26 protein-coding genes are annotated in these 24,961 nt (G+C 72.5%); 7 read left to right on the top strand and 19 right to left on the bottom strand.

Annotated features, from left to right (window positions below; translation table 11 throughout):
* Positions 1-14: 14 nt before the first annotated feature.
* The 4 genes from QM788_RS11040 (at position 15) to rpoH (ending at position 7,438) form a co-directional block, all read left to right on the top strand.
* On the top strand, positions 15-2,579 hold the full coding sequence (locus tag QM788_RS11040) for an ABC transporter permease (protein ID WP_415661535.1): 2,565 nt from the start codon (positions 15-17) through the stop codon (positions 2,577-2,579).
* Positions 2,580-2,670: 91 nt separating this feature from the next.
* Positions 2,671-5,841: a CHASE domain-containing protein gene (locus QM788_RS11035; RefSeq protein ID WP_415661534.1), complete on the top strand. Its 3,171-nt coding sequence runs from the start codon at positions 2,671-2,673 to the stop codon at positions 5,839-5,841.
* 35 nt (positions 5,842-5,876) lie between these two features.
* Complete coding sequence (locus tag QM788_RS11030) at positions 5,877-6,377, top strand: chemotaxis protein CheW (RefSeq protein ID WP_415661533.1); 501 nt, start codon at positions 5,877-5,879, stop codon at positions 6,375-6,377.
* Between the two features lie 143 nt (positions 6,378-6,520).
* Positions 6,521-7,438, top strand: coding sequence for an RNA polymerase sigma factor RpoH (rpoH, locus tag QM788_RS11025; RefSeq protein ID WP_415661532.1), 918 nt, complete (start codon positions 6,521-6,523; stop codon positions 7,436-7,438).
* Between the two features lie 130 nt (positions 7,439-7,568).
* Here the strand turns inward: rpoH and QM788_RS11020 are convergent, their stop codons facing one another.
* From QM788_RS11020 to QM788_RS11000, 5 genes are read right to left on the bottom strand one after another with little or no spacing between them, the layout of a single operon-like run.
* Positions 7,569-8,165, bottom strand: a complete 597-nt coding sequence (locus QM788_RS11020; RefSeq protein ID WP_415661531.1) for an SCO family protein — start codon at positions 8,163-8,165, stop codon at positions 7,569-7,571.
* Positions 8,162-9,067 carry a heme o synthase gene (gene cyoE, locus QM788_RS11015; RefSeq protein ID WP_415661530.1) on the bottom strand — a complete coding sequence of 302 codons (906 nt, stop codon included), beginning with the start codon at positions 9,065-9,067 and terminating at the stop codon, positions 8,162-8,164. Before cyoE ends, QM788_RS11020 begins: the two co-directional genes overlap by 4 nt.
* A 2-nt stretch (positions 9,068-9,069) precedes the next feature.
* Positions 9,070-10,167: a COX15/CtaA family protein gene (locus tag QM788_RS11010; RefSeq protein WP_415661529.1), complete on the bottom strand. Its 1,098-nt coding sequence runs from the start codon at positions 10,165-10,167 to the stop codon at positions 9,070-9,072.
* Complete coding sequence (locus QM788_RS11005) at positions 10,167-10,868, bottom strand: SCO family protein (RefSeq protein WP_415661528.1); 702 nt, start codon at positions 10,866-10,868, stop codon at positions 10,167-10,169. Before QM788_RS11005 ends, QM788_RS11010 begins: the two co-directional genes overlap by 1 nt.
* Positions 10,816-11,526, bottom strand: coding sequence for an SURF1 family protein (locus QM788_RS11000; RefSeq protein ID WP_415661527.1), 711 nt, complete (start codon positions 11,524-11,526; stop codon positions 10,816-10,818). The genes QM788_RS11005 and QM788_RS11000 overlap by 53 nt, the downstream gene beginning before the upstream one ends.
* 30 nt (positions 11,527-11,556) lie before the next feature.
* Between QM788_RS11000 and QM788_RS10995 the strand changes: the two genes are divergently transcribed.
* Positions 11,557-11,784 carry a DUF2909 domain-containing protein gene (locus tag QM788_RS10995; RefSeq protein ID WP_415661526.1) on the top strand — a complete coding sequence of 76 codons (228 nt, stop codon included), beginning with the start codon at positions 11,557-11,559 and terminating at the stop codon, positions 11,782-11,784.
* A gap of 67 nt (positions 11,785-11,851) precedes the next feature.
* Here the strand turns inward: QM788_RS10995 and QM788_RS10990 are convergent, their stop codons facing one another.
* From QM788_RS10990 to QM788_RS10960, 7 genes are all read right to left on the bottom strand, one after another.
* A complete protein-coding gene (locus QM788_RS10990; protein WP_415661525.1) occupies positions 11,852-12,736 on the bottom strand; it encodes a cytochrome c oxidase subunit 3 in 885 nt (294 codons plus the stop codon).
* 47 nt (positions 12,737-12,783) lie between these two features.
* The gene (locus tag QM788_RS10985; RefSeq protein ID WP_415661524.1) at positions 12,784-13,026 is read right to left on the bottom strand and encodes a DUF2970 domain-containing protein; all 243 of its coding nucleotides are present in this window, start codon (positions 13,024-13,026) and stop codon (positions 12,784-12,786) included.
* A complete protein-coding gene (locus tag QM788_RS10980) occupies positions 13,023-13,628 on the bottom strand; it encodes a cytochrome c oxidase assembly protein (RefSeq protein ID WP_415661523.1) in 606 nt (201 codons plus the stop codon). The genes QM788_RS10985 and QM788_RS10980 overlap by 4 nt, the downstream gene beginning before the upstream one ends.
* 28 nt (positions 13,629-13,656) lie before the next feature.
* Positions 13,657-13,767: a cytochrome oxidase small assembly protein gene (locus QM788_RS10975; RefSeq protein ID WP_415661522.1), complete on the bottom strand. Its 111-nt coding sequence runs from the start codon at positions 13,765-13,767 to the stop codon at positions 13,657-13,659.
* Between the two features lie 10 nt (positions 13,768-13,777).
* Positions 13,778-15,424, bottom strand: a complete 1,647-nt coding sequence (gene ctaD, locus QM788_RS10970; protein ID WP_415661521.1) for a cytochrome c oxidase subunit I — start codon at positions 15,422-15,424, stop codon at positions 13,778-13,780.
* 28 nt (positions 15,425-15,452) lie between these two features.
* Entirely contained in the window at positions 15,453-16,634 is a 1,182-nt protein-coding gene (coxB, locus tag QM788_RS10965; protein WP_415662978.1) for a cytochrome c oxidase subunit II, read from the bottom strand.
* A gap of 204 nt (positions 16,635-16,838) precedes the next feature.
* Positions 16,839-17,762: a biotin synthase gene (locus tag QM788_RS10960; protein WP_415661520.1), complete on the bottom strand. Its 924-nt coding sequence runs from the start codon at positions 17,760-17,762 to the stop codon at positions 16,839-16,841.
* 23 nt (positions 17,763-17,785) lie between these two features.
* Here QM788_RS10960 and QM788_RS10955 point away from each other — a divergent pair, with 23 nt between their 5' ends.
* A complete protein-coding gene (locus QM788_RS10955) occupies positions 17,786-18,532 on the top strand; it encodes a ComF family protein (RefSeq protein WP_415661519.1) in 747 nt (248 codons plus the stop codon).
* A 164-nt stretch (positions 18,533-18,696) separates the two neighbouring features.
* Positions 18,697-19,167 (top strand): tRNA (cytidine(34)-2'-O)-methyltransferase, encoded by a 471-nt coding sequence (locus QM788_RS10950; protein ID WP_415661518.1) that lies wholly within the window; start codon positions 18,697-18,699, stop codon positions 19,165-19,167.
* 1 nt (position 19,168) lies between these two features.
* Here the strand turns inward: QM788_RS10950 and QM788_RS10945 are convergent, their stop codons facing one another.
* The 7 genes from QM788_RS10945 to QM788_RS10915 form a co-directional block, all read right to left on the bottom strand.
* Positions 19,169-20,167: an NAD(P)H-dependent glycerol-3-phosphate dehydrogenase gene (locus QM788_RS10945; RefSeq protein ID WP_415662977.1), complete on the bottom strand. Its 999-nt coding sequence runs from the start codon at positions 20,165-20,167 to the stop codon at positions 19,169-19,171.
* A gap of 76 nt (positions 20,168-20,243) precedes the next feature.
* Complete coding sequence (gene secB, locus QM788_RS10940; RefSeq protein WP_415661517.1) at positions 20,244-20,720, bottom strand: protein-export chaperone SecB; 477 nt, start codon at positions 20,718-20,720, stop codon at positions 20,244-20,246.
* Between the two features lie 115 nt (positions 20,721-20,835).
* On the bottom strand, positions 20,836-21,096 hold the full coding sequence (grxC, locus tag QM788_RS10935) for a glutaredoxin 3 (RefSeq protein WP_415661516.1): 261 nt from the start codon (positions 21,094-21,096) through the stop codon (positions 20,836-20,838).
* Between the two features lie 35 nt (positions 21,097-21,131).
* On the bottom strand, positions 21,132-21,542 hold the full coding sequence (locus QM788_RS10930) for a rhodanese-like domain-containing protein (RefSeq protein ID WP_415662976.1): 411 nt from the start codon (positions 21,540-21,542) through the stop codon (positions 21,132-21,134).
* Between the two features lie 51 nt (positions 21,543-21,593).
* Positions 21,594-23,108 (bottom strand): methyl-accepting chemotaxis protein, encoded by a 1,515-nt coding sequence (locus QM788_RS10925; protein WP_415661515.1) that lies wholly within the window; start codon positions 23,106-23,108, stop codon positions 21,594-21,596.
* 70 nt (positions 23,109-23,178) lie between these two features.
* A complete protein-coding gene (locus QM788_RS10920) occupies positions 23,179-23,601 on the bottom strand; it encodes a hypothetical protein (RefSeq protein ID WP_415661514.1) in 423 nt (140 codons plus the stop codon).
* A 19-nt stretch (positions 23,602-23,620) separates the two neighbouring features.
* The gene (locus QM788_RS10915; RefSeq protein WP_415661513.1) at positions 23,621-24,826 is read right to left on the bottom strand and encodes a hypothetical protein; all 1,206 of its coding nucleotides are present in this window, start codon (positions 24,824-24,826) and stop codon (positions 23,621-23,623) included.
* Positions 24,827-24,961: the final 135 nt, after the last annotated feature.

The following is a 24,961-nucleotide window of genomic DNA, read 5'->3' as shown; positions in this document are numbered from 1 at the left end:
CTACAGTCGCGCGCATGACGCCCCCCTCGCCGCCCCCGCGCCCGCCCGCCCTCCTCGCCGTCGCCTGGCGGCAGCTGCTGCGGGACTGGCGGGCCGGCGAGCTGCGGCTGCTGATGCTGGCCGTGGCGCTGGCGGTGGCGGCGCTGTGCGCCGTCGCCTTCCTGTCGGACCGGCTGGACCAGGGCCTGCGCCGGGACGCCGCGCAGCTGCTGGGCGGCGACGCCGTCGTCGCCAGCGACCAGCCGACGCCGCAGGCCATCGTCGACCTCGCCGCCGCGCTGCGGCTCACCACCGTGCGCAGCGCCGCGTTCCCGAGCATGGCGCGCGCCGACGAGGCGCAGGGTGGCGAGAGCCGGCTGGTGGCCGTGAAGGCGGTCGGCGCGGGCTATCCGCTGCGCGGGCGCATCGCGCTGCGCGAGGCCCTGCCCGGCCGCCAGGGCGCGCCGGCGCCCGGCGAGGTGTGGGCTGACCCGGCCGTGGCCGACGGCCTGGGCCTGAAGCTGGGCGACGCGCTGCTGCTGGGCGACAGCCGCCTGCGGCTGGCCGCGCTGATCCGGACCGAGCCCGACCGCGGTGCCGGCTTCATGAATTTCGCGCCGCGCGTGATGCTGGCCGAGGCCGACCTCGCCGCCACCCACCTGGTGCAGCCCGCCAGCCGCATCACCTACCGCCTGGCCGTGGTGCCCGGCCCCGGCGCGGCGCCGGACGCGGTGCGCCGCTTCGTCGCCCGCGCGGAGCAGCTGGTCAAGGACGGCCAGTTGCGCGGCGTGCGGCTGGAGTCGCTGGAGTCCGGCCGCCCGGAGATGCGCCAGACGCTGGACCGCGCCGCGCGCTTCCTGCGCCTGGTGGCGATGCTGTCGGCGCTGCTGGCCGCGGTGGCCGTGGCGCTGGCCGCGCGCGACTTCGCGGCGCGGCACCTGGACGCCTGCGCGATGCTGCGCGTGCTCGGCCAGCCGCAGCGGCGCATCGCCTGGGCGCATGCGCTGGAGTTCCTGATCGCCGGGCTGGCCGCGAGCCTGGGCGGCGTGCTGGCCGGCCTGGCGCTGCACCAGGTGTTCGTGTCGCTGCTGGCCGGCCTCATCGAGGTGGCGCTGCCGGCGCCCGGCCTGTGGCCGGCGCTGCTGGGGCTGGGGCTGGGGCTGTCGCTGCTGATGGGCTTCGGCCTGCCGCCGGTGCTGCAGCTGGCCGCCGTGCCGCCGCTGCGCGTCATCCGCCGCGACCTGGGCGCGCCCAAGGCCGGCTCGCTGCTGGTGCTGGGCGCGGGCGTCGCGGGGCTGGCGGCCATCCTGGTCGTGCTGGCGGGGGACGCGACGCTGGGCGCCATCGCTGCGGGCGGCTTCGCCGCCGCGGTGCTGGTGTTCGCGGGGCTGGCCTGGGGGGCGGTGACGCTGCTGCGCCGCGTCGTGCCGGTCAACGTCGGCGGGGCCGGCGTGCCGCGCTGGCTGCTGCTGGCCACGCGCCAGGTGGCGGCGCGGCCGGGCTTCGCGGTGATGCAGGTGGCGGCGCTGGCCGTCGGGCTGCTGGCGCTGGCGCTGCTGGTGCTGCTGCGCACCGACCTGATCGACAGCTGGCGCCGCGCCACGCCGGCCGCGGCGCCGGACCGCTTCGTCATCAACATCCAGCCCGACCAGGGCGAGGCCTTCCGCCAGGCGCTGGCGGGCGCCGGCATCGCCCGGTACGACTGGTACCCGATGATCCGCGGCCGGCTGACCGCGATCGGCGGCGAGCCGGTGCAGGCCCGCCGCTTCGCCGAGGACCGCGCGCAGCGCCTGGCCGAGCGCGAGTTCAACCTCAGCCACACCGCCGAGCTGCCGGCGCACAACCAGCTCGTCGCCGGCCGCTGGGGCGCGGCCGCGCCCGGCGAGCTGGGCCTGAGCGTGGAGGACGGCCTGGCGCAGACGCTGGGCCTGAAGCTGGGCGACACGCTGGCCTTCGACATCGCCGGCCAGCCGGTGCAGGGCCGCATCACCAGCCTGCGCAAGGTGGACTGGTCGTCGATGCGGGTGAACTTCTTCGTGCTGTTCGAGGCCGCCGAGTTGCCCGAGCTGCCGGCCACGCAGATCGCCGCCTACCGCATGCCGGCCGGCTCCCGGCTGGACCGCGACCTGGCGCGGCAGTTCCCCAACCTGACGGTCATCGACGTGTCGGCCCAGCTCAACCAGGTGCAGGGCGTGCTGGACCAGGTGATCCAGGCGGTGCAGTTCCTGTTCGGCTTCACGCTGGCCACCGGCCTGGTCGTGCTGCTGGCCGCGGTGGGCAGCACGCGCGAGGCGCGCACGCGCGAGTTCGCGCTGATGCGGGCGCTGGGCGCGCCGTCGTCGCTGCTGGCGCAGGTGCAGCGCGCCGAGCTGCTGGGCGTGGGCGCGCTGGCCGGCTTCCTGGCCGGCGCCGTGGCGGTGGCGCTGGCGGCACTGCTGGCGCGCTTCGTGTTCGAGTTCGACTGGCAGCTCAAGCCCTGGGTGCCGCTGGCCGGCGCCGCCTGCGGCGCGCTGCTGGCCTGGGGCGCGGGCTGGTGGAGCCTGCGCGGCGTGCTGCAGCGGCCGGTGGTGCAGACGCTGCGGGAAGCGCAGGCTGAATGAGCGCCGCGCCGGGCCGCCCCAAGCAAGCTCGCTCCCCCTCGGGGGGACAGGCCGCAGGCCGAAGGGGGGCTCGATGACTCCAGCGGCGGCGATGCTCCGCATCGGGCGCTACCTGGCGCTGTCGGCGGGCATCACCGCCGTGTACGCCCTGCTCGGCAGGCTGAGCCTGCTGATGGCGCTGCCGCCCCACCAGATCGCGCCGATCTACCCGGCCGCCGGCTGGGCCCTGGCGGTGCTGCTGGTGCTGGGCCTGCGCTACCTGCCGGCGGTGGCGCTGGGCGCGTGCATCGTGCAGGCCACGTCGGCGGCCGATCCGGGCGCCGGCCCGCTGGCGATGACGCTGGGCATCGGCGCCGGCGCGGCGGCGCAGGCGGCCGTCGGCGCGCTGCTGATCCGGCGCTGGTGCGGCCGGCCGGCGCTGCTGGCGTCGCCGCGCGAGATCGGCGCCTACCTGCTGGCCTCAGCGCTGGCCGGCTTCGTCAGCCCGAGCTGCGCGACCCTGCTGCTGAACGGCGCGGGCGCCATCGCGCCCGGGCAGGCGGGCAGCGTGTGGATGATCTGGTGGACCGGCGACCTGATGGGCGTGCTGATCGCCACGCCCATCACGCTGGCACTGATCGGCCAGCCGCGCGCGGCCTGGGCCACGCGGCGCTTCAGCGTCGGCCTGCCCATGCTGCTGACGACGCTGCTGGTCGGCCTGGGCGTGGCGGCGACGATGGAGTGGGACCGCCAGCGCCTGTGCACCGACTTCACCCGCGACGCCACCGCCGCCGCGCAGGACCTGAGCAGCCGGCTGCGCGAATCGCTGCTGGCGCTGGAGGGTGCGCACGGCCTGGTGAAGGTCAAGCCGCTGCCGACGCGCCGGGAGTTCGCGCGCGCCACCAGCGGCTTCCTCGGCGAGGACAGCCCGCTGATCGCGCTGGGCCTGGCGCTGCGCGTGCCGCGCGCCGAGCAGGCGCACTTCGACGCCGCGGCGATGGCCGGCGACTTCCCCGCCGGCTACCACGCCCGCGACCGCACGCGCAGCGACGACCTGGGCGTGCCGCCGGACGAGGACCTGCTGGCCATCCGGCTGGTCGAGCCGCTGTCCCGCAACGCCGGGGCGCTGGGCACCAATGTGCGCAGCATCGCCGGCGCGCGCGCGGCGGTGGAGCAGGCCGCCGCGCTGGGCCGGCCGGTCGCGTCGGCCGGCTTCCCGCTGTCGCAGGACCGCAGCGGCCCGCCGGGCGTGGTGATCTACCAGCCGCTGTACCGGCAGGCCGGCCCGGACGGGCGGCAGCTCGAGGGCGTCGTCTTCGCCACGCTGCGGCCGGACCTGCTGCTGTCGCGCCTGGCCGCCGGCTGGCCCGCGCACCTGGGCGCCTGCCTGGTGGACCTGGAACCCGGCGCCGCGTTCCCGCGCCTGGGCGGCCCGCGCGGCTGCGAGGCGGTGACGCGCGGCGCCGACGCGGCGCTGCCGCTGGTGAAGATGCCGCTGGCCTTCGCCGGCCGGCAGTGGGAGGTGCGCATCCACGACCTGCCCGGCCCGCCGCCCGCGCCCGGGCGCAGCTGGGCCTTCGCGCTGGTCGGCCTGCTGACCACGGCCACCGTGGGCACGCTGCTGCTGCTCCTGTCGGGCCGCACCCAGCACGTCGAGGCGCTGGTGGGCGAGCGCACGGCGGCACTGGAGCGCGAGATCGCCCACCGCGCGCTCGGCGAGCAGGCGCTGAGCCAGAGCGAGCAGCGCTTCCGCAACATCTTCGACACCGCGCCCATCGGCATCGTCTTCACCGACGTGCATGGCGGCATCCAGGAGGTGAACCCGTACTTCTGCGCGATGGTCGGCTGTGGCGCCGATGCGCTGCTGGGCCGGCGCACGCTGGACCTCACCCACCCCGACGAGCACCAGGAGGACCTGCGCCAGGGCCGCCGGCTGCTGCGCGGCGAGATCCCGTACTCGCTGCGCCGCACCCGCTACCTGCGCGCCGACGGCAGCGCCGTGCATGCGCGCGCCCTCGTCAGCCTGCTGCGCGGCAGCGACGACCGGCCCGACCGGCTGGTGGGCGTCGTCGAGGACATCACCGACCAGTTGCGCATCGAGGAGCTGGACCGCGCCCGCCAGGCCGCCGAGGCCGCCAGCCAGGCCAAGAACGAGTTCCTGTCGCGCATGAGCCACGAGCTGCGCACGCCGATGAACGCCATCCTCGGCTTCACGCAGCTGATGCAGATGGACGCGGCCGAGCCGCTGGCGCCGGCCCAGCGCGGCCGCGCCGAGCAGATCGCGCAGGCGGGCTGGCACCTGCTGGAGATGATCAACGACACGCTGGACCTGTCGCGCATCGAGTCCGGCTCGCTGCGGCTGGAGCCCGCCGCGCTGGCGCTGCCGCCGCTGCTGGCGCGCGCGCTGGCCCTCGTGCAGCAGGGCGCGGCGGAGCGCGGCCTGGCCGTGGCGCAGCGGCTGGACCCGGACGCGCTGCAACTGCTGGGCGATGCGACCCGCGTCACCCAGATCCTCACCAACCTGCTCAGCAATGCCGTCAAGTACAACCGTGCCGGCGGCAGCATCGCCATCGAGGCCACCCGCCCCGAGCCCGGCTGGGTGGAGGTGGCCGTGCGCGACACCGGCCTGGGCCTGAGCGACGAGCAGCGCGCCGCCCTCTTCCAGCCCTTCAACCGGCTGGGCCGCGAGCGCAGCGGGCTGCCGGGCGCCGGCATCGGCCTGGTCATCAGCCGCCGCCTGGCCGAGATGATGGGCGGCAGCCTGCGCGCCGAGGCCGCCGACGCGGGCGCCTGCTTCGTGCTGCGCCTGCCGGCGGCGGACGCCGCCGCGCCGCCGGCCGCCCTCCCGGCGTCCGGCGCCCCCGTCCTGCCCCGGCCCGCCGCGCACCGGCAGGTGCTGTACGTGGAAGACAACCCGCTGAACGCCGAGGTCATGCGCGGCATCCTGGCGCAGCGCCCCGGGCTGGCGCTGGAGGTGGTGCCCACCGTCGCGGACGGCCTGCGGGCGCTGGCCGGGCGCCTGCCGGCGCTGCTGCTGCTGGACTGGCACCTGCCCGACGGCCTGGGCCTGGACCTGCTGCAGCGCCTGCCCGAGCTGCGCGGCCCGGACGGCGGGCTGCCGCCGGTCATCGTCGTCTCCGCCAACGCCCAGCCCGAGCAGATCGCTGCGGCGCACGCGGCCGGCGCCCGGCATTACCTGACCAAGCCGCTGGACGTGCGTGAACTGCTGGCCCTGATCGACGAATTGTTGGCAGCGCCCGCCGAGGCACGGCGGGCAGAATGACGGCCCATCCACCGTCCCCCCGGAACCCCACCCCGATGAGCTCCACCGACCTCGTTCCCGCCCCCGGCGCCCAGGCCGTGCAGGCCGCCGCCCGCACGGAGGGCCAGCAGTTCCTGACCTTCCGCATCGGCGAGGAGGAGTACGGCCTGGACATCCTGCGCGTGCAGGAGATCCGCTCCTACGAGGCGCCCACCCGGGTGGCCAACGCCCCCGCCTTCGTGAAGGGCGTCGTGAACCTGCGCGGCGTCATCGTGCCCATCCTGGACCTGCGCATCCGCCTGGGCCAGGCCGGCGAGTACAACGCCTTCACGGTCGTCGTCGTGCTGAACGTGGCCGGCCGGGTGGTCGGCATCGTCGTCGACTCGGTCTCCGACGTGCTGGAGCTGGGCGGCGACGAGATCAAGCCCCGCCCCGAGGTGCCGGCCGCGATGGACGCCCGCTTCATCACCGGCCTGGGCAAGCTCGGCGAGCGCATGCTGATCCTGCTGGACATCGAGGCCATGATCAAAAGCCCCGATTTCGGCCTGGTCGATTGAAGAAGTCAGCGGCTGCCCACCGCTCCGGCCGCAGGAATACTGCATTCCAGCCGGCATCGGGGCCGCCTTAGCACTCGATGGGGTGGAGTGCTAATATCCCGTCCACCGCTGCAGTTCGTGGCGGTTCAGCAAGGATCAAGACGATGTCCGCTTCTTCCGCCATTGCCGTCCGCGACCCCTGGGCCCTGGTGCCCTCGCTGGGCAATCTGGATGCCTACATCTCCGCCGTCAACCGCCTGCCGCTGCTGACGGCCGAGGAGGAATCCTCCGCCGCGCGCAGCCTGCGCGACAAGGGCGACCTGGAGGCCGCCGGCCGCCTGGTGCTGTCGCACCTGCGCCTGGTGGTGTCCATCTCGCGCCAGTACGTGGGCTACGGCCTGCCGCAGGGCGACCTGATCCAGGAAGGCAACGTCGGCCTGATGAAGGCCGTCAAGCGCTTCGACCCCGACCAGGGCGTGCGCCTGGTGAGCTACGCGATGCACTGGATCAAGGCCGAGATCCACGAGTACATCCTGAAGAACTGGCGCATGGTCAAGGTCGCGACGACCAAGGCGCAGCGCAAGCTGTTCTTCAACCTGCGCTCGATGAAGCACCAGCTCAAGGCCGGCCAGGGCGACGACGCCACGCACCGCAACTCGCTGACCGAGGCCGAGGTGGCCCACGTGGCCAGCACGCTGAACGTCAAGCGCGAGGAAGTGCTGGAGATGGAGACGCGCCTGTCCGGCGGCGACGTGGCGCTGGAGCCGCAGACCGACGACGACGGCGAGGCCTTCGCGCCCATCGCCTACCTGGCCGACGACAGCCAGGAGCCCACGCGCGTCATCGAGGCCCGCTCGCGCGACGACCTGGCCGGCAACGGCATCGCCCGCGCGCTGGACGTGCTGGACCCGCGCAGCCGCCGCATCGTCGAGGAGCGCTGGCTGAAGGTGAACGACGACGCGTCGGGCGGCATGACGCTGCACGAACTGGCCGCCGAGTACGGCGTGTCGGCCGAGCGCATCCGCCAGATCGAGGTCGCGGCGATGAAGAAAATGAAAAAGGCCCTGACCGAAGCCGTCTGATCGGCTCGGCATCAACACAAAGCCCCGGCATGCCGGGGCTTTGTTCATCCAGCGGCACCCATGGAGCCGGCTCCGCCGGTCCATCGGGTGCGCCCCCTTGAGGGGGCCGGCGCAGCCGGTAGGGAGTGGGCTATTTCCCGGCCAGCAGCAGCCGGATGTCGTGCGCCAGCGCCTGCGCGCCCGAGCCGTAGCGCGCGTAGACGCGCACGCGGCCCTCGGTGTCGAAGATGAAGCTGGCGGCCGTGTGGTCCATCGTGTAGCTCTCGGGCGTCTTGCCCGGCACCTTGGCGAAGAAGACCTTGAACTCCTTGGCGGCGGCCTGGGTCTGCGCCTCGCTGCCGCGCAGCGCGACGAAGCTGGGGTCGAAGCTGGCGAGGTAGGCCTTCAGCAGCTCCGCCGTGTCGCGCGCCGGGTCCACGGTGACGAAGAGGCCCTGCACCTTGTCGCCGTCGGCGCCCAGGCTGCGCTTGACCTCGGCGACCTCGGCCATGGTCGTCGGGCAGACGTCCGGGCACTGCGTGTAGCCGAAGAAGACCACCAGCACCTTGCCCTTGAAGTCGGCCAGCGAGCGGGCGCGGCCGTCCTGGTCGGTGAGGTTCAGCGTGCGCGCATAGTCCGCGCCGGTCAGGTCGACGCCCTGGAAGGCCTGCGGGTCGGGGCCGGCCTTCTGGCAGCCGGCGAGGGCCAGCGCGGCCAGCGCGGCGAGGGCGAGACGGCGTGTGCTCATGGGAGGTAGTGGTCGATCAACAGCGCCGCGAACAGCAGCGACAGGTACCAGATGGAGAACCAGAAGGTGCGCCGCGCGAGCGGCTCGGAGTAGGCCCGCCACAGCCGCCAGGCATAGCCGCAGAAGCCCAGGCCCAGTACGACGGCGGCGGCCAGGTAGAACCAGCCGCTCATGCCGGTCAGGAAGGGCAGCAGCGTGGCCGCGAACAGCACCCAGGTGTAGAGCAGGATCTGCAGCCGCGTGTAGTCGTTGCCGTGCGTGACGGGCAGCATGGGCAGGCCGGCGCGGGCGTAGTCCTCGGCGCGGTACAGCGCCAGCGCCCAGAAGTGCGGCGGCGTCCACAGGAAGATGATCAGGCACAGCAGCCAGGGCTCCGGGCCCAGCTCGCCGCGCAGCGCCGCCCAGCCCAGCACCGGCGGCATCGCGCCGGACGCGCCGCCGATGACGATGTTCTGCGGCGTCATCGGCTTCAGGATGACGGTGTAGACGACCGCGTAGCCGACGAAGGTGGCGAAGGTCAGCCACATGGTCAGCACGTTGACGCCGTAGCCCAGCAGCGCCATGCCGGCCGCGCACAGCAGCGCGGAGAAGGCCAGCGTCTGCGGGCGGCTCAGCTCGCCCTTGGCGGTGGCGCGCCAGGCGGTGCGCTTCATGCGCGCGTCGATGCCGTCTTCGATCAGGCAGTTGAACGCCGCCGCCGCGCCGGCCACCAGCCAGATGCCGGCGACGGCGGCGAGCATGGTCAGCGCCTGCGCCGCCGTCGGCAGCCCCGGCACGGCCAGCGCCATGCCGATGGCGGCGCAGAAGACGATGAGTTGGACGACGCGCGGCTTGGTCAGCTGGTAGAACTGCTGCCAGCGCGGGCTGTGCGCGAGGGCACGGGCGGTGGACGTGGAAGCCATGGTCAGGAGGGGGTGGCGCGCAGCGTGCGCGCGAACAGGGTGGTGAGCAGGCCCAGCAGCGCGGCGGCGCCGGCCGTGTGCGCCAGCGCGGCCGCGATCGGCCAGTCCAGCACGACGTTGGACAGGCCCGAGGCCAGCTGCCAGCCGGCGGCCGCCAGCAGCCCGCGCGACCACGGCGGCGCATGGCGGCGCAGCGCCCAGGCCAGCGCCAGCAGCGCCGCGAAGACGACGGCCGCGCCGAGGCGGTGGGCCATGTGGATGGCGGCCAGCGCCTCGAAGCCCAGCCAGCCGCCGTCGGCGCGCTGGCCCAGCTCGCGCCAGAGCCGGAAGCCCTGGCCGAAGTCCATCGCCGGCCACCACTGGCCGCCGTGGCAGGTGGGGAACTCGTCGCAGGCCAGCACCGCGTAGTTGGTGCTGACCCAGCCGCCCAGCGCCACCTGCACCAGCGTGAGCAGCAGCACGGCGGCGACGGCGCGGCGCAGCCCCGGCGGCACGGCCAGCGCGCGCGGCCGGCAGGCCTCGGCCTGCCAGGCCAGCAGCATCAGCAGCCCCAGGCCGAACAGCAGGTGCAGCGTGACGATGGCGGGGAAGAGCTTCATCGTCACCGTCAGCGCGCCGAACGCGCCCTGCACGCAGACCCAGGCGAAGGTCAGCGTCGCCAGCCAGGGCGACGGGGCCGCCTCGCCCGCGTGCGGCGCCTGGCGCCCGAGCCGCCAGGCCAGCACCGTCATCACGAGGATGAGCAGGCCCACGCCGCTGGCGAGGTAGCGGTGGATCATTTCGATCCACGCCTTGCCGTGCGTGACCGGGCCGCTGGGCAGCGCCGCCTGCGCGGCTTCGATGTGGTGGCGCGCGCCCACCGGGCTCGCCGCGCTGTAGCAGCCGGGCCAGTCGGGGCAGCCCAGACCGGAGTCGGTCAGCCGCGTGAAGGCGCCGAAGACGATCAGGTCGAAGGTGAGGAACAGCGTCAGCACCGCCAGCGCGCGCAGCCGGCCGGCCGGCGTGCCGGCGCGCGAGCGCTGGCGCCACCACAGCAGCGGGCCGAGCGCCACCGCCGCGCCGATCGCGGCGACCTGGCCGAGGGGCAGCAGTTGCTCCATCACCGGCCCGCGTTGTCCCAGCCGGCGCTGGCCTTCAGCAGCTTGTCCAGGTCGCCCTTGAGCTTTTTGGGGTCGGGGTCGCCCGGCGCGCGCAGCATCCAGCGGCCCAGCGGGTCGATGACGTAGAAGTGCTCGGCCAGCGGCTTGCCGTCGGCGGGCCGCAGCCAGGCGGCCAGGCGCGCCTGCGGCACGCGCAGGATGGTGACTTCCGCGCCCTTCTGGCCGAGCGCGGCCAGCAGCTCGGGGCGCGGCATCGCGTCGTCGGGGATCAGCCAGAGCTTGTCGACGCGGTCGCGCTCCTTGCCCAGCATCTCGCGCAGCTGGCGCTGCACGTAGAACCGGCGCTCGCAGGCGGCATCGCAGGCGCCGGGCTGCACCAGCGCGAGCAGCCACTGGCCGTGCAGCGACGCCGCCGCGACCGGGCGGCCCTGCAGGTCGGTCAGCGGCAGGTCGGCCGGCAGCTCGACGGTGGGGACGATGAGCTCGCCATAGGCCGAGCCCCTGGGCTTGACCACGTAGAAGGTGAAATAGGACGCGACCACCGGCGCGGCGCAGATGGCCAGCAGCAGCAGCATCTTCCAGCGGCCGGCGCGCTGGCGCGTGGCGGCCGTCGGGTCGGGCAGGCTGTGGACGGCGAAGCTCAGCGGCTCAGGCGCGGGCTGGGCGGCGCAGTCGCGGGCGGACGAGTTGGAACCAGACATAGAGGATCAGGATCAGCGCGCAGAGCGCGAACCATTGGAAGGCGTAGCCGTAGTGCTTGTGGAGGCCGAGGTCCGGTGCCGGCCAGTGGCGCAGCAGGCCGTCGTCGGCGGCGCCGGTCTGCACGATCGTCAGCGGCAGCAGCGCCAGGCCGGTTTCGGCGCCGAAGGCCGCTGGGTCGAGATTCTGCCGGATCGGCCCGGTCGCCCCGGCGCCCAGCTCGTAAAGCCGCGACGGCGCCGCCGCCAGGCGGCCGGGCACCTCGACCTCGCCCGACGGCATGGCCAGCGCCGGCAGGCGCCGCGGGTCGACGGGGTCGCGCGGCGCCCAGCCGCGCTGCACCAGGATGGCGTCCCCACGGCCGCCGAGCTGCAGCGGCGTGACGACGTAGAAGCCGGCGCGGCCGTCCATGGGCCGGTTGTCCAGCCAGACGGTGTGCGCAGCCAGCCAGCGGCCGCGCAGCGCGACGCGGCGGTTCAGCCCGCGGGCGTCCAGCACGTCGGCGTTGCCGAGCGGCGGCCTGGCGGTCTCGGCGTCGAGGGCGGCCTGCAGGGCGAGCTTCTGCGCCGCGCGGTCCAGCTGCCACAGGCCCAGGCGCGCGGTCAGCGCCGCGCCCAGCAGCGCCGCCAGCAGCACCAGCCAGCCGCGCCGGCTCAGCATGGCCCGGCCCCGGACGGATAATCCCGCGCCATGAAATTCGTGTTCCTGATCGCCTTCATCGGCATCCTCGGCGCGCTGGCGGCGGCCGGCTTCTTCATGCTGCGCACCGGGAACAGGGCACGCGACGGCCGCCGCAGCCCGAACATGGCGCGCGCGCTGGCGGTGCGCGTGGCGGTGTCGGTGGCGCTGTTCCTCGTCATCCTGCTGTGCTGGTGGATGGGCTGGATCCAGCCGACCGGCGTGCCCATGAGCCGCTGACCGGCCCCGCCGCATGAAAAAAGCGCCGCTGGCGCGGCGCTTGGTTCCCGGGCGCAGACGGCGCCGCTCACATCCAGTAGACGACGACGTACAGGCCCAGCCAGACGACGTCGACGAAGTGCCAGTACCAGGCCGCGCCTTCGAAGCCGAAGTGGCGCTCGGGCGTGAAGTGGCCCTTCATCAGCCGCAGCGTGATGAACAGCAGCATCAGCATGCCGACGAACACGTGGAAGCCGTGGAAGCCGGTCAGCATGAAGAAGGTGGAGCCGAACACGCCGGAGCTGAGCTTGAGGTTCAGGTCCTTGTAGGCGTGGGCGTACTCGAAGCCCTGGACGAACAGGAAGACCACCCCCAGCAGCACCGTCATCCACATGAAGGCGATGGTCTTGCCGCGCTTGCCGGCGATCAGCGCATGGTGGGCGATGGTCAGCGTGACGCCCGAGGTCAGCAGCAGCGCCGTGTTGATGGTGGGCAGCGGCCAGGGACCGATGGTCGTGAAGGGTTCGACGGTGCCGGCCGGCGAGGCGGTGGCGCCGGCCGCGACACTGGGCCAGACGGCCTTGAAGTCGGGCCACAGCAGCGCGTTCTCCAGGCTGCCCAGCGCCGGCACGGAATGCACGCGGGCCCAGTACAGCGCGCCGAAGAAGGCGGCGAAGAACATCACCTCCGAGAAGATGAACCAGGCCATGCTCCAGCGGTAGGAGACGTCGATGCGCTCGCCGTATAGCCCGCCCTCGCTCTCGCGGATGGCGTCGCCGAACCACTGCTTGAGCACGAAGGCCCAGAACAGCAGCCCGAACGCGAGCGAGTAGGCGCCCCAGCCGTGGCCGTTGATCCACTGGCCCGCGCCCAGGATGACGAAGAACAGCCCAAAGGCCGCCATCGCCGGGTGCCGGGACGGCCCGGGCACGAAGTAGTACGGGGCCTGGCCCGGGGTCGTCGCTGCCGACATGTCGTTCTCCTGGTTCTTCACTCGTTCTGAACTTCTTGCGCCGGGCCTCAGGCCGCGGCCACGCCGCTGCTGATGACCCAGCGGACCACCAGCACCAGCACCAACACGAACAGGGCCGCGCCCAGCAGGCCCGCGATCACCACGTGCACCGGGTTGAGCCGGGCCATGTCGTTCTCATGGTCCTTGCCCCGGCGCACGCCGAAAAAACTCCAGGCCACGGCCGAGAGGGTCTGGCCCAGCGACGCCTTGCGACGCACCGCGTCCTTCAGGTCCTGGCCCGGTGCGGTCACAGCGCGGCTCCCGCGTTCCGGGGCGCCGCGCCGACCTTGACGCCGCCCTTGCCCGCCACCTCGAAGAAGGTGTAGGACAGCGTGATGGTCTTCACGTCCCGGGGCAGCTTGGGGTCGATGACGAACACGACCGGCCACTGCTTGCTCTCGCCCGGCTGCAACGTGTACTCGTTGAAGCAGAAGCATTCGAGCTTGTTGAAATGCGCCGAAGCCTGCATGGGCGCGTAGCTCGGGATCGCCTGCGCGGCCATGGTGCGGTCCTGCTTGTTGCGGAACTCGTACATGACCTGGCTCAGCTCGCCCGGATGCACCGTCATGTGCCGCACCGCCGGCTTGAAGTCCCACGGGCCGCGCGCGTTGGTGTCGAACTCCACCGTGATCTCGCGGCTGTAGTCGACCTGGCCGTTGCCGTTGGCCAGGCCCTTGTCCGCCAGGATGCCCTGGCGCTCCGACAGCGACAGCACATTGATGCCCAGCGCCTCGCAGATCGCCTTGTACAGCGGCACCAGCGCATAGCCGAAGCCGAACATCAGCGCGACGATGAGCGCCAGCTTCACGAGGAGCTGGCGGTTGTCGCGGTGCAGCGCGGCGAGCAGGCGCATGGGGCGGCGTCGGTGGCGGCGGGTGGGGTCAGTGCGCGAACAGCGTCATCTTGGCGATGAAGCCGACGCCGAAGGCGAGCGCGACCGTGAACAGGATCAGGCCCAGCCGACGGTTGCTCTTGCGCTGTTCCGGTGTCATCCCGCCCTCCTCAGCCGACGATGCGGGTGGCCGAGGCGTCCAGCTTCGGCGGGTTCTCGAAGGTGTGGAAGGGCGCCGGCGACGGCACTTCCCACTCCAGGCCCTCGGCCGCTTCCCACGGCTTCTGCGGGGCCTTGGCGCCCTTGCCGCGCATCATCGGCACGACGACGAACAGGAAGAAGTACACCTGCATCAGCCCGAAGCCGAACGCGCCGATGGACGCGATCATGTTGAAGTCGGTGAACTGCATCGGGTAGTCGGCGTAGCGGCGGGGCATGCCGGCCAGGCCCAGGAAGTGCATCGGGAAGAAGGTGATGTTGAAGGTGATCAGCGAGCCCCAGAAGTGGATCTTGCCGCGCGTCTCCGAGAACATCACGCCGGTCCACTTCGGGCCCCAGTAGTAGACGCCGGCGAACAGCGCGTACAGCGAGCCGGCCACCAGCACGTAGTGGAAGTGGGCGACGACGTAGTAGGTGTCCTGGATCTGGATGTCGATGGGGGCCATCGCGCAGATCAGGCCGGTGAAGCCGCCCATCGTGAACACGAAGATGAAGCCCACGGCCCACAGCATCGGCACCTCGAAGGTCATCGAGCCGCGCCACATCGTCGCCAGCCAGTTGAAGATCTTCACGCCCGTGGGCACGGCGATCAGCATGGTCGCGTACATGAAGAACAGCTGGCCCGTCACCGGCATGCCGGTGGCGAACATGTGGTGGGCCCAGACGATGAAGGACAGGATGGCGATGGAGGCCGTCGCGTACACCATGGAGGCGTAGCCGAACAGGCGCTTGCGGGCGAAGGCCGGCACGATCTGGCTGACGATGCCGAACGCCGGCAGGATCATGATGTAGACCTCGGGGTGGCCGAAGAACCAGAAGATGTGCTGGTACATCACCGGGTCGCCGCCGCCCGCGGGGTTGAAGAAGGCGGTGCCGAAGTGGCGGTCGGTCAGCGTCATCGTGATCGCGCCGGCCAGCACCGGCATCACGGCGATCAGCAGGTAGGCGGTGATCAGCCAGGTCCAGCAGAACATCGGCATCTTCATCAGCGTCATGCCTGGCGCGCGCATGTTCAGGATGGTGACGATGATGTTGATCGAGCCCATGATGGACGAGGCGCCCAGGATGTGCATCGCGAAGATGCCGGCGTCCATCGACGGGCCCATCTGCAGCGTCAGCGGCGCGTACAGCGTCCAGCCGGCGGCGGGCGCGCCGCCGGGCATGAAGAACGAGGCGACCAGCATGATGGCCGCCGGGATCATCAGCCAGAAGCTGAAGTTGTTCATCCGCGCGAAGGCCATGTCGCTGGCGCCGATCTGCAGCGGGATCATCCAGTTCGCGAAGCCCACGAAGGCCGGCATGATGGCGCCGAACACCATGATCAGGCCGTGCATGGTCGTGAACTGGTTGAACAGTTCGGGGTTGAAGAACTGCAGGCCCGGCTGGAACAGCTCGGCACGGATGCACAGCGCCAGCACGCCGCCGATCATCAGCATCGTGAACGCGAACAGCAGGTACAGCGTGCCGATGTCCTTGTGGTTGGTGGCGAACACCCAGCGGCGCCAGCCGGCGGGGGCATGGTGGTCGTGGTGGTCGTCGTGGGCGTGGTGACCGTCATGGCCGCCATGAACGCCGTGGGGGGGGAGCACTGCACTCATGTGATTTCCTCGGTATCGGCGTTCGGGATTACTTGCGGGCGGCCAGCACTTCGGCCGGCTGCACCGTCTGGCCGGTCTTGTTGGACCAGCTGTTCTTCGTGTACGTGATGACGGCCGCGATCTCGGTGTCGCTGAGCTGCTTCCAAGACGGCATGCCCTTGTCCATCTTGCCGTTCAGCACCATGGCGATCTGCTGCATGTGATCCTCGGCCAGCACGATGGGCGAGTGGTCCAGCGGCTTGATCGGGCCGGCGCCGCTGCCGTCGGGCTTGTGGCAGACCGCGCAGTTGGCGGCGTAGACCTTCTCGCCGCGGGCGATCAGCGCCGCCTGCTCCCAGACCTTGGTCGGGTCGTCGGCCTTGGCGGCCATCTTCTTCTTCTCGCCGTCCACCCACTTGGTGTAGTCCTCGGCGGACACCACCTTCACGTGGATGGGCATGTAGGCGTGCTCCTTGCCGCACAGCTCGGCGCACTGGCCGTAGTAGTCGCCGATCTTCTCGGCCTTGAACCAGGTGTCGCGCACGAAGCCGGGGATGGCGTCCTGCTTGACGCCGAAGGCCGGCACCATCCAGGCGTGGATGACGTCGTTGGCGGTCGTGATGATGCGGACCTTCTTGTCCACCGGCACCACCAGCGGGTTGTCCACCTTCAGCAGGTAGTTGTCGACCGGCGCGGGCTTGCCGGAGTCGGACGCGGCGCGCTGGTCGGCGTCCAGCGTGGCCAGGAAGCCGATGCCCTCGCCCTCGCCCTTCAGGTAGTCGTAGCCCCACTTCCACTGGTAGCCGGTGGCCTTGATGGTCACGTCGGCGTTGGTGGTGTCCTTCATCGCCACGACGACCTTGGTGGCCGGCAGCGCCATGCCGATGACGATCAGCAGCGGCACCACGGTCCAGGCGATCTCCACGGCCACGCTCTCGTGGAAGTTGGCCGACACCGCGCCCTTGGACTTGCGGTGCTTGAAGATGGAATAGAACATCACCCCGAACACCGCCACGAAGATGACGAGGCAGACGACCAGCATGAAGTTGTGCAGCCACATCTGCTCGGCCGCGATGCGCGTGACCGGCTCGTGCAGGTTGATCTGATTGACGCCCGGGCCGCCCTTGAGGTCGTTCACCGCGAGGGCCGAGCCCGCTGCCAGGGCCGCCGTCGCCGCCACGGCGGCCCGCAGGGCCCGTCCGCGTGAGGCGCTATGCACTCGTGCGTTCATCATCGTCATGGTTGTCGTCGCTTGGTTCTTGGAGGAGCAGGCTGGCGATCCGCCGGACCAGCCGGAAATAGCCGGGATCGGAGCTGCGCCGTGGATGGGCCGGGGTTTTGGCCCTTGACCCTCTTCGCGGCGGGGGATTTTAGCCCAGCGCCACCCGGGCGCCGCCCCCGGCGCCCCCGGGTATCACCTAGCAAACCCGCCGTTTCAGCCCCTTGACCGCCCCTGGCGCAGCGACGCGCGCAGATCGTCCACCGGCACATGCGTCTCCGGCGCGACAGCCCGCCGCGGCGCGGCCTTGAACGCATGGCCGAAGACGAGCTCCACCGTCAGCGCCAGCCGGCCGTCGGCGCCGCGCAGCGTCTCCAGCGCCGCCACCAGCCGCCGCCGCCAGCCGCGCCCGCGCAGGCCGGCGAAGCGGCCGGGCGCCAGGTTGCCGCCCAGCGCGCGCAGGTCGGCCAGCAGGCTCTCCGGGCTGGCCCAGGTCAGCCGCAGGCGCTCCTGGTCCATGACCGGATCGGCGAAGCCGGCGCGCAGCACCAGGTCGCCGACGTCGTGCATGTCCCACCAGTCCGGCGCCGGCCGCCCCCAGCCCTCGCGGGCGTGGAGGGCGCGCAGTTCGACGAAGCTGTCCGGCCCCAGGCACGAGAACATGACGAAGCCGCCCACCGCGAGGCTGGCCTGCCACTGCGCCAGCAGGCCCGGCAGGTCGGCGCTGGCATGCAGCGCCATGTTGGACCACAGCAGCTCCACTGCCGGCCGGGCCGGCAGCGCCGGCAGCTGGCCGGCGCCGGCGCCGCGCAGCCGGCGCCACCAGGTCTGCGCCCGCTCGCCGGCCGCGCGGGCGGCCAGCACCGGGTCGGCCTCATGCCACAGCATCTCCGCGCCCGGGTAGGCCAGCCGCAGCAGCTCGGCGCTGGCGCCCAGTGCGGGCGACGCATCCAGCACGCGGGCCGGCTGCAGCTTGATCAGCGGCAGCCGCGCCGCCATGCGGCGGGCCACCTCGGCATGCAGCCAGGGCGCCTGCCCGGCGCGGGCCAGGCGGCGCGCCTGGTGGCGCAGCGCGGCGGCATCCAGGTCCTGGGGCCGCGGCCCCTTGTTTGAGGTGGGGGGCGGGGCCGGCTCGCTCATGGGCCGGTCAGTATATTGAGGCCATGTCCCGGCAGCCGCCCACCGCACCCCGGCCTGCGCTGATCGGCAAGGTGCTGATGCGCTGCGCCGGCCAGTGCGCGGTCTGCCGGGCCTGGAGCGACCGCACCGTCTGCGCCGGCTGCCTGGACCTGTACGCCCGCCCGCAGCCGCGCTGCTGGACCTGCGCCGCGAAGCTGCCGCCCGGCCTGACCGGCCACGCCCGCCCGCAGTGCGGCCGCTGCCTGGCGGACCCGCCGCCGCTGGACCGCGCCGTCGCCGCCGTGGACTACCGCTTCCCCTGGGACGGCCTGCTGCAGCAGTTCAAGTACCGCCAGGCGCTGGACCTGCGCGAAAGCCTGCTGGAGCGGCTGGCCTCGGCGCTCGACGCGGCCGGCGCGCCGGAGCCGGACTGGCTGCTCGCGGTGCCGCTGTCCGCCGAGCGGCTGCGCGAGCGCGGCTACAACCAGTCGCACGAGCTGGCCCGGGCGCTGGCGCGGCGCCGCGGCCTGCGCTGCGACCCCGGCCTGCTGCTGCGCGTGCGCCACAACGCCCCGCAGGCCGGGCTCAAGCTGGACGCCCGCGCGGCCAATGTGCGCGGCGTGTTCGCGGTCGAGCCGCTGCGCGCGGCGCAGCTGCGCGGCACCCGCGTCGCGCTGCTGGACGACGTGATGACCAGCGGCACCACGCTGTTCGAGCTGGCGCGGGTGCTGCTGGACGCGGGCGTGATGAGCGTGCAGGCCTGGGTCATTGCGCGGACGCCGGCTGACTGAGCCCCTCGGCCAGGCCCGCACCGCTGGACGCGGGCGGCCCTGGCCGGTCCCCCGAGGGGACGGCGATGCTCGCGGGGCCTGCCCCGCTCGCACATCGCCCGGCGGGCCGGCTTGGGGCGGCCCGGCGCCCGGCCCGCGATGCGCCGCGCGGATACTTCGGCCCCATGTTCAACATCGTCCTGGTCCACCCCGAGATCCCACCCAACACGGGCAATGTGATCCGGCTCGCCGCCAACACCGGATGCGCGCTGCACCTGATCGAGCCGCTCGGCTTCTCGATGGAGGACAAGCTGCTGCAGCGCGCCGGGCTGGACTACCACGAGCACGCCCGCGTGCGGCGCCATGCCGGCTGGGCCGACTTCCTGGCCGCCGAGGCGCCCGACCCGGCCCGGATGTTCGCGTTCACCACGCGCGGCAGCCGGCCGTTCGGCGACGTCGCCTGGCGGCCGGGCGACTGGCTGGTGTTCGGCAGCGAGACCGCCGGCCTGCCGCCCGCGCTGCGCGAGGGCTTCCCGGCCGCGCAACGCGTGCGGCTGCCGATGCGCGCGGGCCAGCGCAGCCTGAACCTCAGCAACAGCGTGGCCGTGGCCGTCTTCGAGGCCTGGCGGCAGAACGGCTACGCCGAAGGCGGCTGAGCTACTCGGCCCGGGCGTCGCGCGCCATCAGCCGCTCGACCGCCTCGCCGGCCCGCAGCCGGCCCTCCAGCAGCGCGACCATGGCCTCGGTGATCGGCATCTCCACGCCCGCCGCGCGCGCGCGCGCCAGCACGGTGGGCGCGCTGTAGACGCCCTCGGCCACGTGGCCCAGCGCGGCGAGGATCTGCGGCAGCGCCAGCCCCTGCGCCAGCATCAGGCCGACGCGGCGGTTGCGCGACAGGTCGCCCGTCGCCGTCAGCACCAGGTCGCCCAGGCCGGACAGGCCCATGAAGGTCTCCGGCCGCGCGCCCAGCGCCGTGCCCAGCCGCAGCATCTCGGCCAGGCCCCGGGTGATGAGCGCCGCGCGCGCGTTCAGGCCCGGCGCGTCGGGCGCGGACGCGCTGAGGCCGTCGCACACGCCCACCGCGATGGCCATCACGTTCTTGACCGCGCCGCCCACCTCCACGCCCACCGGGTCGTTGGCGGTGTAGACGCGCAGCCGCTCGCCGTGGAAGGCCTGCACCGCGTCCCGCGCCAGCGCGGCGTCCTCGCTGGCCGCCACCAGCGCGGTCGGGCGGCCGGCGGCCACCTCCTGCGCGAAGCTCGGGCCGGACAGCACGCCCACCGCCATGGCCGGCTGCAGCTCGCGCGCGATCTCGTGGCCCAGCCGCCCGGTGCCGGCCTCGAAGCCCTTGCACAGCCACAGCACGCGCTGCGTGGCGGGCAGTGCCGCCAGCGTCTCGCGCAGGCCGGACATGGGCGTGGCGACGATGGTGAGCCCGCCGGCCGCGTGGGCGACGGCGCCGCCCCGGTCGGCGGTGAGCGCCAGCGGCGCGGGCAGCGGGCTGTCGGGCAGGTAGGCCGCGTTGCGCCGGCTGGCGCGCATCTGCGCGACGGCGGCGGCGTCGCGCGCCCACAGGCACACCTCATGCCCGGCGTTGGCGGCCTGGATGGCCAGCGCGGTGCCCCAGGCGCCGGCCCCCAGCACGCTGATCTTCATCGTCGTCATGCGCGCAAGTGTCCCCCATGAAAAACGCCCCGCTCAGGCGGGGCGTCTTCGCGGCGGCGGGGCAGCCTCAGTTGAGCGACTGGCCGCCCTGGGCGGCGCGCTGCGCCTGCTGGGCCTCGAACATGGCCTGGAAGTTCACTTCCGTCAGCAGCACCGGCGGGAAGCCGGCGCGGGTGCAGACGTCGGAGACGATCGCGCGCAGGTAGGGGTAGACCATCTGCGGGCAGACGATGCCCAGGATGCCGTCGAGCTGCTCCTGCGGCACGTGGCGGATCTCGAAGATGCCGGCCTGCTTGGCCTCCACCAGGAACAGCGTCTTGTCGCCGACCTTGGTGTTGACCGTGGCGGTGACGCAGACCTCGAAGATGCCGTCGGTGACGGCCTCGGCCGACAGCGTCAGGTTGATGTCGACCTGCGGCTGCGACTGCTCCAGCAGGATGTGCGGCGCGTTGGGCTGTTCCAGCGACAGGTCCTTCAGGTACATGCGCTGGATCTGGAACACGGGCGTGCCTTCGGCGGCAGCGGATTCGATTTCGTCGGCCATGGGCTTCTTTCGAGGGGAGCGTCAAACAAAAGCCCGCAGGCGGCGCTGCGGGCGGTGTGCGGATTATGGGCGAGGCCTCGCGGCCGGCCGGCCGGGCTTGCCCGCAGGCCCGGCCTCACCCCCCCTGGAGCAGGGGCAGCAATTCGCCGCGCTGGTCCAGCGCGATCAGGTCGTCGCAGCCGCCGACGTGGGTGTCGCCGATGAAGATCTGCGGCACCGTGCGGCGGCCGGTCTTCTGGACCATCGCGTCGCGCTCGGCGGGGTTCAGGTCCACGCGGACCTCCTCCAGCTGCTCCACGCCGCGCTGCTTCAGCAACGCCTTGGCGCGGATGCAGTACGGGCAGACCTGGGTGGTGTACATCTTCACGGGGGTCATCGCGGTTCTCCTTGGCAGCGGGAAGGGCGGCCGCCTCAGGCGGACTTTTCCACCGGCAGGTTGGCCTCCTGCCAGGCCTTGAGGCCGCCTGCCAGCACCTGGGCCTTCTCGTAGCCCAGCTTGCGCAGCATGCCCGCGGCGCGGCTGGCGCGCGCGCCGGTCGGGCACACCACCACCAGCGGCAGGGCCTTGTTGCTGGGCAGGGACTTGTGGCCCTCCAACTGGCCGAACGGCACGTTGCGCGCGCCGACCGGGCGGCCCTTGGCGAATTCCTCGGGCTCGCTGACGTCGATCAGCACGCCCTTCTCGCGGTTGATGAGCTGCACCGCTTCGGCGCTGCTGACGGACGCGCCGCGGCCGCCGGCCTGCAGCAGCGGCCACAGCAGCATGCCGCCGGAGAGCAGCGCGGCGGCGACCAGGAACCAGTTTTCGATCAGGAAGTTCAAACGTTCACCGTCAAGGCTTGCGGACAAGCCGGCGATTATCGGCGAGGGTCGTCACATGAGCTTGAACGTCGCCACCGCCTGCTGCAGGTTCACGGCCTGCTGCTCCAGGCTGCTGGCCGCCGCTGCGGCCTGCTCCACGAGCGCGGCGTTCTGCTGGGTCATCTGGTCCAGCTGCATGACCGACTGGTTGACCTGGCCGATGCCCTGGCTCTGCTCGACCGACGCGGCGGTGATCTCGCTGATGATGTCGGAGACGCGCTGCACGCTGGCGACGATCTCGGTCATGGTGGCGCCGGCGTCCTGCACCAGGCGCGAGCCGGAGGCCACGCGGTCGACGCTGGCGCCGATCAGGCCCTTGATCTCGCGCGCCGCGTCGGCGCTGCGGCCGGCCAGCGAGCGCACCTCGCCGGCCACCACCGCGAAGCCGCGGCCCTGCTCGCCCGCACGTGCCGCCTCGACGGCGGCGTTCAGCGCCAGGATGTTGGTCTGGAAGGCGATGCCGTCGATGACACCGATGATGTCGGCGATCTTCTGCGAGCTGGCGTTGATCTCGTCCATCGTCGCGACCACCTGGCCGACCACCTCGCCGCCCTTGCGCGCCACGGCGGCGGCCGAGCCGGCCAGCTGGTTGGCCTGGGCCGCGGCGTCGGCGCTCTGGCGCACGGTGTCGGTCAGCCCCTGCATGTTGCCGGCGGTCTGCTCCAGCGAGCCGGCCTGCTTCTCGGTGCGCTCGGACAGGTCCTGGTTGCCGGCGGCGATCTCGCGCGAGGCGACGGTCATGGAGTCGGTGCCGGTGCGCACGTTGGCGACGATGGCCGACAGGCCGCGCGACATGTCGCGCACCGCCGCCAGCAGGCTCTGCTCGGCGCCGGGCGCGACCCGGATGTCCTGAGACAGGTCGCCGTCGGCCATCTGGCGCATCACGTCGCGGGCGTACTCGGGCTCGCCGCCGAGCTGGCGCCACACGCCGCCGATGATCAGGAAGGAGCCGCCGCCCAGGCACAGCACCACCACCACGCCGCTGATGACGATGGCCCAGAGGCTGGACGAAACGCCGGCCTGCGCCCGCTCCAGCCCGGCGTCGAAGCCCTGCGCGGCCTCGGCGCGGGCGGCCTTCAGTTCGCCCTCCAGCGCCTGCAGCGCGGCCTGCATCTTCGTGACCGCAGCGGCCTGGTCGCCCTGCCGCTTGCCCAGGAAGAGTTCAGCCGTCTCGACGGACGCGGCGTAGTAGGTCTCGAAGTCCTTCTTCAGCCGTGCGCCGGTGTCGGCCTTGCCGGCGATCGCCTCGATGCCGGCGATGAGCTTGCGCAGGCCGGCCGCGCGCTCGTTGGCTTCGTCCAGGCGCTTCCACTCGCCCTCGGCGACGGCGCTCTGGATCGTGGCGCCCAGCGCTTCGAGCTGGGTGGAGAACTGGGTGGTGGTGTCCACGAAGGGGTAGTCCACCTGGCCCACGGCGCGGATCGCGTCGGAGGTCCGCGAAGAAAAGAACAGCACGGCGGCGATGCCGACGGCAAAGATCGCCGCCGCCAGCGCCGGCAGCAGCCAGATCCGGGTCTTCACATTCATTCGCTGTCTCCTGGGCAACAAAAACGCGCCGCGGCTGCGGCGCGCTTCATCATGGACCGCCGGCCGCCTTTCAATCCACGGTCAGCACCGCCTTGACGCTGCCATCCACGGCAGATTTCTCGATATAGCCGATGGCGTCGGGATTGGCGGCGACGAACTTCTTCACCTCCGCCGAGCTGGCCAGCTCCTTGGGCGGCGTGCCCTTGCCCGAGAACACCAGGCGCGACCACGCGGCCTTGACCTGGGCCGACTGCTTGCCGGTGACCTTGGCGTAGAACTGCTCGCGGATGGCGGCCGACTCGGCCTGGTCCACCGGCGTCGCCGCGCCGCCGCCGGGCAGCGTGCGGGTCTTGCCCAGGAAGACGCCGGCGACCTGGTCGGCCGTCAGCGTGGCGGCCGCGTTCTTCGGGTTGACGATGACGGCCACCTGGGCCTGCGCGGCGCCGGCGGCGCACAGGAGCGCGGCGGCGGCGAGGGTGCGGATGCTGCTCATGGCGTTCGGTCTCCTGGGCTCAGAACACGGTGTCGACGGCCACGCTCAGCACGTTCACCGAGCTGTTGGCGAAGCCGGGCTTGGCCTGCGTGAAGAAGCCGTTGCCGTTCAGGCGGATGCGCTCGAACTGGCCCTTGAGCGCGAAGTTGCGGTAGAAGTCCCAGCGGGCGCCGACGGCCAGGGTCTTCTGCCCCAGGTGCTGGCCGGCCAGCGCGCCGTCCACCAGCGCCCTGAGCTGGGCCAGGCCGGGCGTCAGCGGCTGGACGGTGTTGTTGACGTTGCTGTCCACGGTGCGCACCTGCGAGACGGTGGCATACGGCGTCCAGGTGCCGAAGCGGCGGCCGGCGGTCAGGTACCAGCCGTCGGTGTCGGCGATGTAGCTCTCGGTGCGGCGCTGGGTGTACTCGGCGTTGAGCAGCCAGTCGCCCTCGTCCCAGGTCAGGCCCAGGCCGCTGAAGCTGGCCTTGCGGCTGTTGGCGTCGAGCTGGTCGCCGACGCTGGCGAAAGGCGTCGCGCGCAGCGTCGCCACCAGCGTGTTCAGCGGGGTGGAATGGACGGTGATCCGGCCCGCCACATGGCCCACGCGCAGGCTCAGGCCGTTGTCCAGCTCCAGCGTGGCATTGAAACCCACCATCTTCTTCATCTCGACCTCGACGCGGCCGACGGTGTCCTTGGACTGCCCGCCGAACAGCTGGGCGGTGACCGTGCCCAGGCCCGTGCCGGCCTGCCAGGTCGCGTCGGCGCCGTCGAAATGGCTCACCGGCACCTGGCCGTAGACGTCGGGCGCCGGGCGCAGCGTGGTGTTGGCGAAGCCGACCGCGCGGAAGTCCGACACCGCGAAGAACGGCAGGCCCATGCGGCCCAGGCGCAGCGACAGCGCGGGCGTCAGCTGCGCCTTGGCGAAGGCCCACTCCACGCCGGGCGTGTAGTCGCCGTCGCCGGTCTGGCGCGTCAGCACCTGCGCGGTGGCCGAGAACACCGGGCTGAACTTCGCGCCCAGTTGCACGCCGAGCTTGCTGTCCACCTCGCCGCTGACCTGCTTCGTGGCGCCGCGCCGCTGGCCGGTGATGACGAATTGGGCGTCGTCCGTGTCGGTCTTGACCAGGCCCAGCGTCGCGAAGCCCGACAGCGAGAACATGCCCGGCTCCTCGGCGGCCTGGGCGCTGCCGCCGAACATGCAGACCATCAGCGCGGACAGCGCGCATTGGCGGGGGGACAGTTTCATGGGGGCTCCAGCAAGAGATTCGACGAGCCGGCCGCGGGCACCGCAGCCGGACGAAAAAATCTTAGGGCGCGGCCTCCGCGCCGGCGCACCTCGCCGAATGGCGAACGCGCAGTCATTCACGGTCGAACCCGACTC

Origin of the sequence: Roseateles sp. (assembly GCF_047654785.1) — a bacterium.
Lineage (GTDB): Bacteria > Pseudomonadota > Gammaproteobacteria > Burkholderiales > Burkholderiaceae_C > Pelomonas.
The sequence above is the reverse complement of the archived record's forward strand: the minus strand, read 5'-3'. Positions and strand labels throughout refer to the sequence as shown.